At 39.9% G+C, this 12,677-nt stretch carries 11 protein-coding genes; 10 read left to right on the top strand and 1 reads right to left on the bottom strand.

Translation table 11 applies throughout. The features are described 5' to 3' along the window. The first annotated feature begins 46 nt into the window (after positions 1 to 46). The 7 genes from C0966_RS11060 to C0966_RS11030 all read left to right on the top strand — a co-directional run bounded on the left by C0966_RS11060 (position 47) and on the right by C0966_RS11030 (position 7,442). Positions 47 to 1,285, top strand: coding sequence for an NAD(P)-dependent malic enzyme (locus C0966_RS11060; protein ID WP_274855507.1), 1,239 nt, complete (start codon positions 47 to 49; stop codon positions 1,283 to 1,285). Positions 1,286 to 1,354: 69 nt separating this feature from the next. Then, a complete protein-coding gene (locus C0966_RS11055) occupies positions 1,355 to 1,918 on the top strand; it encodes a FadR/GntR family transcriptional regulator (protein ID WP_425535945.1) in 564 nt (187 codons plus the stop codon). 185 nt (positions 1,919 to 2,103) lie between these two features. After that, complete coding sequence (gene accD, locus C0966_RS11050) at positions 2,104 to 2,979, top strand: acetyl-CoA carboxylase, carboxyltransferase subunit beta (RefSeq protein WP_274855504.1); 876 nt, start codon at positions 2,104 to 2,106, stop codon at positions 2,977 to 2,979. Beyond that, on the top strand, positions 2,964 to 3,941 hold the full coding sequence (accA, locus tag C0966_RS11045) for an acetyl-CoA carboxylase carboxyl transferase subunit alpha (RefSeq protein WP_274855503.1): 978 nt from the start codon (positions 2,964 to 2,966) through the stop codon (positions 3,939 to 3,941). The genes accD and accA overlap by 16 nt, the downstream gene beginning before the upstream one ends. 234 nt (positions 3,942 to 4,175) lie before the next feature. Further along, positions 4,176 to 5,135: a 6-phosphofructokinase gene (gene pfkA, locus C0966_RS11040; protein WP_274855502.1), complete on the top strand. Its 960-nt coding sequence runs from the start codon at positions 4,176 to 4,178 to the stop codon at positions 5,133 to 5,135. A gap of 37 nt (positions 5,136 to 5,172) precedes the next feature. Further along, positions 5,173 to 6,933, top strand: coding sequence for a pyruvate kinase (gene pyk / locus C0966_RS11035; protein WP_274855500.1), 1,761 nt, complete (start codon positions 5,173 to 5,175; stop codon positions 6,931 to 6,933). Positions 6,934 to 7,055: 122 nt separating this feature from the next. Then, positions 7,056 to 7,442, top strand: coding sequence for an FxsA family protein (locus tag C0966_RS11030; protein ID WP_274855499.1), 387 nt, complete (start codon positions 7,056 to 7,058; stop codon positions 7,440 to 7,442). 51 nt (positions 7,443 to 7,493) lie between these two features. Here the strand turns inward: C0966_RS11030 and ytvI are convergent, their stop codons facing one another. After that, positions 7,494 to 8,615: a sporulation integral membrane protein YtvI gene (gene ytvI / locus C0966_RS11025; RefSeq protein ID WP_274855498.1), complete on the bottom strand. Its 1,122-nt coding sequence runs from the start codon at positions 8,613 to 8,615 to the stop codon at positions 7,494 to 7,496. Positions 8,616 to 8,814: 199 nt separating this feature from the next. Here ytvI and C0966_RS11020 point away from each other — a divergent pair, with 199 nt between their 5' ends. The 3 genes from C0966_RS11020 (at position 8,815) to icd (ending at position 12,566) form a co-directional block, all read left to right on the top strand. Continuing rightward, on the top strand, positions 8,815 to 9,276 hold the full coding sequence (locus C0966_RS11020) for a DUF441 domain-containing protein (protein WP_274855497.1): 462 nt from the start codon (positions 8,815 to 8,817) through the stop codon (positions 9,274 to 9,276). A gap of 566 nt (positions 9,277 to 9,842) precedes the next feature. Continuing rightward, positions 9,843 to 10,961: a citrate synthase gene (citZ, locus tag C0966_RS11015; protein WP_274855496.1), complete on the top strand. Its 1,119-nt coding sequence runs from the start codon at positions 9,843 to 9,845 to the stop codon at positions 10,959 to 10,961. 333 nt (positions 10,962 to 11,294) lie between these two features. After that, a complete protein-coding gene (icd, locus tag C0966_RS11010; RefSeq protein ID WP_274855772.1) occupies positions 11,295 to 12,566 on the top strand; it encodes an NADP-dependent isocitrate dehydrogenase in 1,272 nt (423 codons plus the stop codon). Positions 12,567 to 12,677 lie beyond the last annotated feature (111 nt).

The raw sequence follows: 12,677 nt of genomic DNA, 5'->3' as shown, positions 1-12,677 counted from the left end.
GAGTCATAAATTAATGTTTCCTTAACAATCGAAGGTGTGATAATATTTGACTTTACGCGAAGAAGCGTTGCATATGCATCGCATTAATAAAGGAAAATTAGAATCGAAATCAAAAGTTCAAGTAAGGAATGCAAAGGAGCTCAGCCTTGCATACTCTCCTGGAGTGGCTGAGCCTTGTAAAGTGATTTATAATAAGCCGGAAGCTGTCTATGACTACACAATGAAAGGAAACATGGTTGCAGTCGTTTCCGACGGCACTGCTGTTCTTGGTTTGGGAAATATCGGACCTGAAGCAGCCTTGCCCGTAATGGAAGGAAAAGCGGTCCTTTTTAAAAGTTTTGCAGGTGTCGATGCGTTTCCAATCTGTTTAAATACAACAGATGTGGACAAAATTGTTGAGACAGTAAAGCTCCTTGAACCGACTTTTGGCGGAGTTAACCTTGAAGACATTGCCGCGCCGAACTGCTTTGTGATTGAAGAACGGCTGAAAAAAGAAACAAATATCCCGATTTTTCACGATGACCAGCACGGCACTGCCATTGTTACAGTTGCAGGTCTTGTAAACGCATTAAAATTGGTCGGAAAGGAAATGAATGAGATAAAAATAGTTGCTAATGGAGCCGGGGCAGCCGGAATTGCGATTATTAAACTTCTTTACAGCTATGGTATTCGCAATATTATTATGTGCGATACAAAAGGGGCCATTTACGAAGGCCGTCAGCAGGGAATGAACGCGATTAAGGAGGAAGTTGCGAAATTCACAAACAGGGAATGCTTGAAGGGAAGCCTCGCTGAGGTGATTAAAGGAGCCGATGTTTTTATCGGTGTTTCTGCTGCGGGAGCCCTCACTGCGGAAATGATCCAATCAATGAACCCTGATCCGATTATTTTTGCAATGGCAAACCCTGATCCGGAAATCATGCCGGAAGAAGCAAAAGCGGCAGGGGCGAAAGTCGTGGGAACGGGCCGATCCGACTATCCAAATCAAGTCAACAATGTTCTTGCTTTTCCTGGCATATTCCGCGGAGCTCTTGATGTCCGGGCAACTCAAATAAATGAAGAAATGAAAGTTGCGGCGGTTGAGGCAATTGCAGGGTTAATTCAAGAAGATGAATTACATGCTGATTACGTCATTCCTGGACCGTTCGATCCAAGAGTAGCCTCTGAAGTAGCAGCTGCCGTTGCGAGAGCAGCCATGGAAACCGGCGTTGCGAGGATCAAGGTTGATCCTGAGGAGGTTAAAGAAAAAACTCGCCTGCTTACTACTATTGGAAAAAGTGAGTGATCGGGTAACGTGATTCAAACTCGGGGGAATTCTAAAGTTTATATAGAGATTGTAAAGCAGATTAGAGCGATGATTGAATCCAACGGTTTAAAGCCAGGAGATAAAATCCTTTCCGAACGTGAGCTTTCTGAGCGCCTGAATGTTGGGCGCTCCTCCGTAAGGGAGGCTCTGCGTGCTTTAGAACTATTAGGGTTAATCGAAACTAGACGAGGAGAAGGCACATTTATCCGCGATTTTAGTGGACATCAATTAGTTGAACTGTTAAGCACGTTTATCTTACAAGACGAGAGAGCAAAACGCGATGTGTCTGAAACGAAATATTTGATTGAAATAGATTGTTTGCGCCTCATTTTATTAAAGTTTGATCAAGAAAAGCTAAGCAATTTTTCTAATTGGGCAAAGTCCTCTAAGTTCAATGATGACGATTTTTTTTTGAAAATTGTTCAGCTCGCACAAAATTACTTATTTTTTAGAATTTGGATAATACTTAAAGATTATTATAACTCTCTTGGTTTGAACAAATACGATGCAAAAAAAAATGATTACCTGTCATTAATTGATGCGATATTCTCAAGAAATCAAGATGAAATTTTGCAAGCATACCGAAAGCTTAGAAAGTTGTCGAATCCATGACGACAAGATGTAACAGTAATTGTATGGTTATTCCTCTATATTGTAAGACAGGCTGTGATATGAAATTAAGTATGAAGCGCTTTACTTTCACACTAGTGGTCTGATCACTAACTAGACTTATAAATGATGTGTTGAAATACTGGATTTCAGCTTGTCTATTTGCTACCTGTGAGGGAGGTTTCACCTTGCTTAAAGACATTTTTACAAAATCAAAAAAGAAAAAATATGCCACCATTCCATCTGAAGCTGCAAAACAAGATGTTCCGGAAGGAATTATGACAAAATGTCCTAAATGTAAGAAAATCATGTATACAAAAGAGGTCTCCAAAAATCTTAAAGTTTGTATTAACTGCGGCTACCATTATCAGATGAATGCAGCAGAGCGTTTGCAAAGCTTCTTAGATGATGGCAGTTTCGAAGAGTGGAATGGTGAAATGGTTTCAAAAAACCCGCTTAATTTTCCTGACTATCTTGAGAAGCTGGAAAAAGACCGGGAAAAAACAAAAATGAATGAAGCGGTTGTTACAGGTACTGGAACAGTGAATGGCTTCCAAGTGGCTATTGCAGTTATGGATGCCAATTTCCGCATGGGAAGTATGGGTTCCGTTGTTGGTGAGAAAATTACTCGGGCGATCGAAAAAGCGGATGAGCTTTTTATCCCGTTTATTATCTTTACTGCATCCGGCGGAGCGCGCATGCAGGAAGGTGTTTTAAGCTTAATGCAAATGGCAAAAACAAGCGCCGCTTTAAAACGCTTCAGCGATAACGGAGGATTAACGATTTCTATTATGACGCACCCGACTACAGGCGGGGTATCTGCAAGTTTTGCTTCTTTAGGAGACTATAATTTTGCCGAGCCTGGGGCACTTATTGGTTTTGCCGGAAGAAGAATAATCGAGCAAACGATTCGTGAAGAATTACCCGAAGACTTCCAAACAGCAGAATTTCTTTTAAAACATGGCCAGCTTGATGCTGTCATTTCACGGCTTGATTTAAAAGAGAAAATCACCACGATACTGGATATTCATGCAGGAGGTGAAGTGAAATGGTTGGAGAATTAGAATTTGAACGACCCGTCATTGAGTTGAAGAAAAAAATTTCCGAACTGAAAGAGTTTACGAAAAGCACGGACGTTGACCTCTCTTCCGAAATTGAGAAGTTGGAAGAGCGGCTGGAAAAATTAGAAAAAGAAATTTATGAAAATATAAATCCTTGGAACCGGGTCCAAATTGCCCGCCATCCGGACCGTCCTACTACTTTAGAATATATTTCGCATCTTTTCACTGATTTTTTTGAATGCCACGGTGACCGCAACTTTGGAGATGACGAGGCGATCGTAGGAGGCATTGCTAAATATCACGGTCTGCCGGTGACGGTAATAGGACATCAACGAGGCAAAGATACGAAGGAAAATATCCGCCGCAATTTTGGTATGCCCCATCCCGAAGGATATCGAAAAGCATTGCGGTTAATGAAGCAAGCGGAAAAATTTAAACGGCCGATTATATGCTTTATAGACACGAAAGGGGCATATCCCGGAAAGGCAGCAGAAGAGCGAGGACAAAGTGAAGCGATTGCCCGTAATCTTTTTGAAATGGCCGGTTTAAGAGTGCCTGTCATATGTATCGTTATTGGAGAAGGAGGAAGCGGCGGGGCTTTGGCGTTAGGTGTAGGCAATCATATTCATATGCTTGAAAACTCCACATATTCGGTTATTTCTCCTGAAGGTGCAGCCGCGCTTTTATGGAAAGATGCGTCACAAGCGAAGAGGGCTGCTGAAACAATGAAAATCACTGCACCTGATCTTAAAGAACTCGGTATTATTGATGAAATTATCCCTGAAGTAAAAGGCGGAGCACATAAAGATGTTAAAAAACAATCAGAATATATTGACCAAATTTTAATGAAATCTTTAAAAGAACTGGTTAAAATGTCAGATGAAGAACTAGTCGTTCACCGTTATCGGAAATATAAAGCGATCGGGGAATATTCATTTGCTGCTGAACATGCAGAGGTAAATTAGAAACTTACACTTTTATCCGCGCGTTTTTTATTAGAAATCGTTTGCATTATCCCGATAATTCTGTCTATATGAATAATTTTAGGAATTTGTTGTGAGACAAAGTACTTCGTGTTATTTTAGAAATATTACAGGGTATTTTATTGACAATTAAGAAAGCAATTCTTGCAGCCCAAACACATTAAAAGCTTTTTAATCTATTAAAGATACTTTTGAAATAACTAGAGGTGATGCATTATGAAAAGAATAGGTGTTCTAACGAGCGGCGGAGATTCACCAGGAATGAATGCTGCGATTCGCGCTGTAGTGCGCAAAGCGATTTATCACAACCTGGAAGTTTATGGTGTGTACGGCGGTTATCTAGGTTTAATTAACGGAAATATCAAAAAACTTGAGCTCGGTTCTGTTGGTGATATTATCCACCGCGGAGGAACAATGCTTTATTCTGCCCGCTGTGAAGAATTTAAGACTAAAGAAGGACAGCAAAAAGGCGTTGAACAATTAAAGAAACACGGAATCGAAGGACTCGTTGTTATCGGAGGGGACGGTTCTTACCGAGGAGCAAAAGCCCTCACAGAACTTGGTTTTCCGTGTGTAGGCGTTCCGGGTACAATTGATAATGATATACCAGGAACAGAGCAAACGATCGGATTTGATACAGCTTTAAATACTGTTATCGATGCGATTGACAAAATTCGTGATACAGCATCTTCCCATGAAAGGACGTTCGTAGTTGAAGTAATGGGCCGAAATGCCGGGGACATTGCATTATGGGCAGGACTTGCCGGCGGGGCTGAAGCGATTGTGATTCCGGAAGAAAATTATGACATGAATGAAATTGCTGACCGTTTAAAGAGAAGTCATGAACGCGGCAAAAGGCACAGTATTATCATTGTAGCCGAAGGGGTTTGCAGCGGCGAAGAGCTTAGCAAACAAATTACAGAAGCAACCGGTTTTGCTACTTGGGTTACTGTTCTTGGACATGTTCAGCGCGGGGGATCGCCAAGTGCATTTGACCGCGTGCTTGCAAGCCGTCTTGGAGCACATGCTGTTGAGCTTCTCATTGAAGGAAAAGGCGGACGTGCAGTAGGAATCAGAAAAAACCAGGTCGTAGATTATGATTTTAATGAAGTATTTTCCGAAGAACATATGCTCGACCTAGAATTGTGCAAGCTATCCAAGGAGCTCTCAATATAATAAGTCCTTCATTATTTATAGGAGGTATAATTAAAAAATGCGCAGAACGAAAATCGTTTGTACGATTGGCCCCGCAAGTGAAAGCCTGGAGAAGCTTACACAATTAATAGAAGCGGGAATGAATGTTGCACGTCTGAATTTTTCACATGGGAACCACGAAGAACATGCCCAGAGGATTAAAAACATTCGGGAAGCAGCAGAAAGAACCGGCAAAAATATTGCAATCCTCCTTGATACAAAAGGTCCAGAAATACGCACGCATGATATGGAAAACGGTGCAATCGAGTTAATAGCCGGACAGGAAATAATTATTTCTATGAATGAAGTCTTGGGAACGCCTGAAAAATTTTCTGTTACATATCAAGGTTTAATTAACGATGTTCATAAGGGCTCAAAAATCTTGCTGGATGACGGGTTAATCGGGCTTGAAGTAACAAAAATTGATCATGCAAATAATGAAATTCATGCAAAAATTTTAAACAGCGGCATTTTAAAAAATAAGAAGGGCGTTAATGTTCCGGGAGTATCTGTCAAACTTCCGGGAATTACAGAAAAAGATGCAAGCGACATTATTTTTGGCATTGAACAAGGCATAGACTTTATCGCGGCCTCATTTGTCAGAAGAGCAAAAGATGTGCTTGAAATCCGCCAATTGCTTGAAAAGCGAAATGCGACGAATATTCATATTATCCCGAAGATTGAAAATCAAGAAGGGGTAGACAATATTGATGAAATTTTAGAAGTATCGGACGGTTTAATGGTTGCAAGGGGTGATCTCGGAGTTGAACTTCCGGCTGAAGAAGTTCCTCTAGTCCAAAAAAAGCTGATCAAAAAATGTAATGCCCTTGGAAAACCGGTTATTACTGCAACGCAAATGCTTGACTCCATGCAAAGAAATCCACGGCCGACACGCGCGGAAGCAAGTGATGTAGCAAATGCGATCTTTGACGGAACAGATGCAATTATGCTTTCAGGTGAAACGGCCGCTGGACAATATCCTGTAGAGGCTGTCCAGACAATGCATAATATTGCATCACGAGCTGAATCTGCATTAAATCACAAGGAAATTTTATCGAAACGCAGCAAAGACAATGAGCACAATATTACAGATGCCATCGGCCAATCTGTTGCGCATACAGCATTAAATCTGGATGTAAATGCAATTATTACTCCTACTGAAAGCGGCCATACAGCCAGGATGATTTCGAAATATCGGCCAAAGGTGCCGATTGTGGCGGTTACATCAAACGACTTTGTCCGCCGCCGTCTGGCTTTAGTTTGGGGAGTTTATCCGTTACTTGGAAAAGAAGCTACCACAACAGATGAAATGCTTGAAATTGCTGTTCAGGAAAGTCTAAACAGCGGTATTGTCACCAATGGCGATTTAGTGGTCATAACTGCAGGCGTTCCAGTTGGAGAGAGCGGAACGACCAACCTTATGAAAATTCATGTAGTAGGCGATTCTTTGATAAAGGGACAGGGGATCGGCAGAAAATCTGCGTATGGAAAAGTCGTGATCGCCCGCGATGCAAAAGAAGCTTTAAGTAAAGTAAAAGAAGGCTCTATTCTAGTTACGATCGGTACCGACCGGGAAATGATACCTGCTATTGAAAAGTGCAGCGCCCTTATTACCGAAGAAGGCGGATTGACAAGCCATGGCGCGGTTGTAGGTATAAATTTCGGCATTCCTGTTATTGTCGGTGCTGAAAATGCAACAAAAATTCTAAAAGACGGGCAAGAAATTACTGTTGACGCAGCACGAGGAATCATTTACAACGGTCACGCAAGCGTATTATAATATTTGATTTCACGAGAGATGGGGTTAATGCTTCATCTCTTTTTGTTTCTTTCATTTGATGTTATTGTTTATAGAGGCATATAATAAATTGGACAAAGTAAAATGTCCGTGGAGGGTGCCGAATGCGTTATTTCCTATTATTTCTTATTATCGTTCCCGCTCTAGAAATAGCGTTTCTTTTATTATCCGGTAAAACGATTGGAGTGTTGCCGACAATCTTCTTACTTATTTTTACAGGAGTGCTCGGGGCATACTTAGCAAAGCGCCAAGGGCTTGAGACGATTCGAAAAGCACAGGAACAGCTCCGATACGGGCAAATACCCGGCGATGCCTTATTGGACGGTATTTGTATTCTAATAGGAGGAACATTGCTTTTGACACCTGGATTTATAACAGATATGGCAGGGTTTCTATTACTTGCCCCTCCAACGAGAAAGTTTTTTAAGATGCTGTTAATAAAAGCATTTAAAAGATGGATCGATAAAGGCAATGTAACGATAATCCGGTAAGTATTAAAGGCAGACTCCATACAAAGTCTGCCTTTAAATTTTAATCATAATTTAAGACGCTTTTTCTTCGCCTTTAATAAACGACCAAATATCCCTAAACACATTTGCGCGATGCAAAGTGCTGATAATGACGAGGGTTACCGGGCCTGCAATCAATCCAAGGAATCCGAGCAGCTTAAATCCGACAAACAAGGCAATTAAAGTGGCAAGCGGATCTAGTCCAATACTTGAAGAAAGAATTTTAGGTTCCATAATTTGCCTTTGGACAATAACCACAATATATAAGACTCCAAGACCGATTGCCAGGCTCATTTCTCCGGCAATTGCCTCATAAATAATCCATGGAACGAAAATGGCGCCTGTTCCGAGGTAGGGGATAATATCAACAATTCCGGCAATTAAGGCAATTGTTATCGCATAATCGACACGCAGGATTAGCAAGCCGATTAATATAATAACAGTTGTAATGGAAACCAGAGTTGCTTGTGCTTTTATAAACCCAAACAAAGCTTTATTTAAGTCTGCAAAAACTGTTTTTCCACTCGATTTTGCCCGCTTTGGAAGGAGCCTGCCGGCAAGTGCTGTAAGCCTGTGCCAATCTTTGCTGATAAAAAATGTTGCTAACAAAGAAAATATGAACACTGTAGCTGCGTTTGGAAACCATGATAAGATATTTGGAATCTTTTCAAAAAAGTTCTGGATAAACGCTCCGACAGTTGTTCCGAATTTTTTTCCGACATTTTCAATATTCATGAGAATGGTATCTTGCTGGCCTGCATCCAGGTTTTTAAACATGCTCGACAACTGGTTATAAAGAGGAATAATTTGAGCAGCAAAAAATTGTTCAATATAATTAATTACTGTATCTAAATGTGTTGGAACTACTTTTGCTAAATATTCAGTACCTGATACAATTTCGGCGACAAGCAGCGTGATTAATCCGGCAAAAACGGCAAAAATAAGAATCAGAACAATTAAAACAGCCAGAGCTCTCGGCATTCGGGCCTTTTTCTCAAAAAAGCCAACAAGCGGGTTAATTAGAAAGGCAAGTGCCAGTGCTATAAGAAAAGGATAAGTGACTGTTGATATGTAATATATTGCAACTAAACTTAAGAAGACAATTCCAATTACGTATAAAAAACGTAGTGTTCGAAATATGTACGTCTGATTCAATTAAGTACCTCCTTATTTGCGGAATTTATTTAAAAATATTTTATCATCTGTATCGGAAAACCGCATCTGCACTCATTCCTACGACAATAACCATTGAAAGGATTCACTAAATATAAAAAATGCTGCTGGTTTTTATATCATATGTTAAAGGAACTGCCGGGGTCTTATGCTAAGATAAATGTCGGAAGGATGAATAAACTTGACATTTGAACCATATTTATTTTTACTTTTATTGTTTGGAATAGGTTTATTAGCAAAAAATCATTCACTATTAATTGCTTTAGCTGTGTTGTTTTTATTAAAATTGCTTCCTTTTGGTATGCGCGCTTTTTCAATTCTTCAATCAAAAGGAATAAACTGGGGTGTAACCATTATCACGCTCGCTGTCCTTGCACCTATAGCAAGCGGAGAAATCGGCTTCAAGGATTTGTCCGGGGCTTTCAAATCGCCTTATGCATGGATAGCACTAATATCGGGAATTACAGTGGCGCTGCTTGCAAAAGGCGGGGTTATTTTATTGGCAGAAGATCCTCACATCACGACTGCTCTTGTTTTAGGAACGATCATTGCCGTATCTCTATTTAAAGGAGTGGCGGTAGGACCGCTGATCGGTGCCGGAATTGCGTATATGGCAATGAAAATTTTTGATTTTCTGAATTAATTGGTAATCGGCTGCGAATTCATTCTGCCTGCAGGAAGGGCAGGAATGAATTCATAGCCTAATTCCATAATTTTGAAGTGTTATTTTTTTGAAATAGCAATATTTTTAACTTCAAGTATACAAATGATAGGCATATCAGCTTTTCTAAAAAAATAATAATTTTTTCACATTTTCTATTCTTTTCGTTCACAAAAGTCTGATAATTGTTTATAATAGGAATAGTAAGCGCCTCTTTAACAAATGTGAAATATGTAAAAATGTAAATTAGAATAATAATTCGTCGCTTTTTGTTATAAAGAAGAAAAATGTAAGCACTTTCTTTTTTTGGATATTTTTCTGAGCAAGCGCTCGGAGCCACGGAAATAAGATCCGTTGAAAGGCTTCGATATTCAGGCACACACTTACCCTCAAAATGGTCTGTTAATTCAGGAACTTTTAAGCATCTTTTTTGGCCCCATAGATAGACGAAAACTATTTCTGTAAAGCTGAAAATGGATTATTTCGGTGAATATGGTTTACAGACAATGGGTTAAGGGGAGATTACTTAAGTAAAGGAGAGATTAAGTATGACAGTTACACGTGGTCTTGAAGGGGTTGTTGCAACAACTTCTTCTATAAGTTCAATAATCGATGATACACTGACATATGTTGGCTATAATATCGATGATTTAGCGGATAATGCTAGTTTTGAAGAAGTAATTTATCTTTTATGGCATCGCAAACTTCCTACTAAATCTGAATTGGAAGAATTAAAAACCCAGCTGATGGAAAACGCAGAACTTCCAAAAGAGGTTTTGGATCATTTCAAAATGTATCCAATTGACAAGGTTCATCCAATGGCTGCTCTTCGTTCAGCTGTATCACTGTTGGGATTATACGATGAAGAAGCTGATCTTATGGATGAAGAGGCTAACTATAGAAAAGCAATCCGCCTTCAGGCGAAAATACCTGCAATTGTCGCTGCATTTGCCCGTGTACGCAAAGGGCTTGAGCCGGTCGCACCAAGGAAGGATTTAAGCTTTGCAGCTAACTTCTTATATATGCTAAATGGAAAAGAACCGGAGAATATTGCTGTTGAAGCATTCAATAAGGTGCTTGTTCTTCATGCCGATCATGAGTTAAATGCATCTACCTTTACAGCAAGGGTCTGTGTTGCAACCTTATCCGATGTTTATTCCGGTGTTACTGCTGCAATTGGAGCGCTGAAAGGCCCATTGCACGGTGGGGCAAACGAAGCGGTAATGAAAATGCTGACAGAAATTGGTTCGTTGGAAAATGTTGAACCATATATTCGTGAAAAGCTTGCGAAGAAAGAAAAAATCATGGGCTTTGGGCATCGTGTCTATCGAAAAGGAGATCCGCGTGCAAAACACTTAAGAGAAATGTCTAAAAAGTTAACAGAGCTTACTGGTGAACCTCATTGGTATCAAATGTCCATTAAAATTGAAGCCATTGTGACAGGGGAGAAAGGCCTTCCTCCAAATGTTGATTTTTATTCAGCATCTATCTATCACAGCTTAGGAATTGACCATGATTTATTTACACCAATTTTTGCTGTAAGCCGTATTTCCGGCTGGCTCGCCCATATTTTAGAGCAATATGAAAACAACCGCTTAATTCGCCCGCGTGCTGACTATACAGGTCCTGGAATGCAAAAATTTATTCCAATTGAGCAAAGAGGATAAAAGATTTTTTTTATTGAAAATTTTACTTTTTCGCGAAAAATTGATGTAATAAAATAGAAAGGAAAAAAGGTTAGAAGCAAAGCCTTCTAACCTTTGATTCTGATTTTTTAACCAGTATTGCTCCGGGCTTCCTCTAAGGTAAGCTGAATTGAGGTTGACTCAATAGAAAAGGCCTGACCCCCTAATATACACAAAAAATCATCTAATCCATATATTGTCATTGATGAAGCCAGGCCTTTAAAGTCAGCCTCCTTATTCGGCATACTTTATAGAAAAAAAATATAAATAATGGGAATGTCTTGGGGCACTATGCTCTTATAGAAGGGAGAATAAATCATGCAAGGTGAAAAAATCACGGTAACAAATGGTGTATTAAACGTACCAAACAATCCGATTATTCCATTTATTGAGGGAGATGGAACAGGCCCGGATATTTGGGCAGCTGCACAAAGAGTATTGGACGCAGCGGTTGAGAAAGCTTATAATGGCGAGCGGAAAATTGTATGGAAAGAAGTGCTTGCCGGAGAAAAAGCTTTTAATCAAACAGGAGAGTGGCTTCCTGCTGAAACGCTTCAAACGATCAATGAATATTTAATTGCCATCAAAGGACCTTTAACAACACCTGTAGGGGGCGGAATCCGCTCGCTGAATGTTGCTCTTCGCCAGGAATTAGATTTGTTTGTGTGCTTGCGTCCTGTACGCTGGTTTGAAGGAGTGCCATCACCTGTAAAACGACCGCAAGATACAGACATGGTTATTTTCCGTGAAAATACTGAAGATATTTATGCTGGCATTGAATATGCAAAAGGTACTGACGAAGTTAAGAAGTTAATTCATTTCCTTCAAAATGAAATGGGCGTCAATAAAATCCGCTTCCCTGAAACTTCAGGCATCGGCATTAAGCCTGTTTCACAGGAAGGAACATCCCGCCTTGTACGTGCAGCCATCAATTATGCGATTAAAGAAGGCCGCAAGTCCGTAACTCTTGTACATAAAGGGAACATTATGAAGTTCACTGAAGGTGCATTTAAAAACTGGGGTTACGAGCTTGCTGAAAAAGAATTTGGCGACAAAGTATTTACATGGGCTCAGTACGACCGCATTAAAGAAGAACAGGGGACAGAAGCTGCAAACAAAGCACAAGCAGAGGCAGAAGCTGCAGGAAAGATCATTGTAAAAGATGCAATTGCTGATATTTTTCTTCAACAAATTCTGACTCGTCCGCGCGAGTTTGATGTTGTTGCAACAATGAACTTAAATGGAGATTACATATCCGACGCACTTGCTGCTCAAGTTGGAGGCATTGGAATTGCTCCCGGAGCAAACATTAACTATGAAACAGGTCATGCTATTTTTGAAGCAACACATGGTACAGCTCCTAAATATGCAGGATTAGATAAAGTAAATCCTTCTTCGGTCATCCTTTCCGGAGTATTAATGTTTGAGCATTTAGGATGGAATGAAGCAGCAAATCTAATCATAAAATCAATGGAGAAAACAATTGCTTCCAAAGTTGTAACGTATGATTTTGCTCGGTTAATGGAAGGGGCAATTGAAGTAAAAACTTCAGAATTTGGAAATGAGTTAATCAAAAATATGGGATAATCATTTTTTGGGCTGTTCATTTGGAAGAGCAGCCTTTACATATAATACTTTTACCTGTTTAAGGTAAAATGTATAAGTATGAAATCAATCTATTTTATTTAATGCGATAAG

This window comes from Bacillus methanolicus (assembly GCF_028888695.1).
Lineage (GTDB): Bacteria > Bacillota > Bacilli > Bacillales > Cytobacillaceae > Bacillus_Z > Bacillus_Z methanolicus_B.
This window is presented reverse-complemented; position numbering and strand designations above follow the sequence as displayed.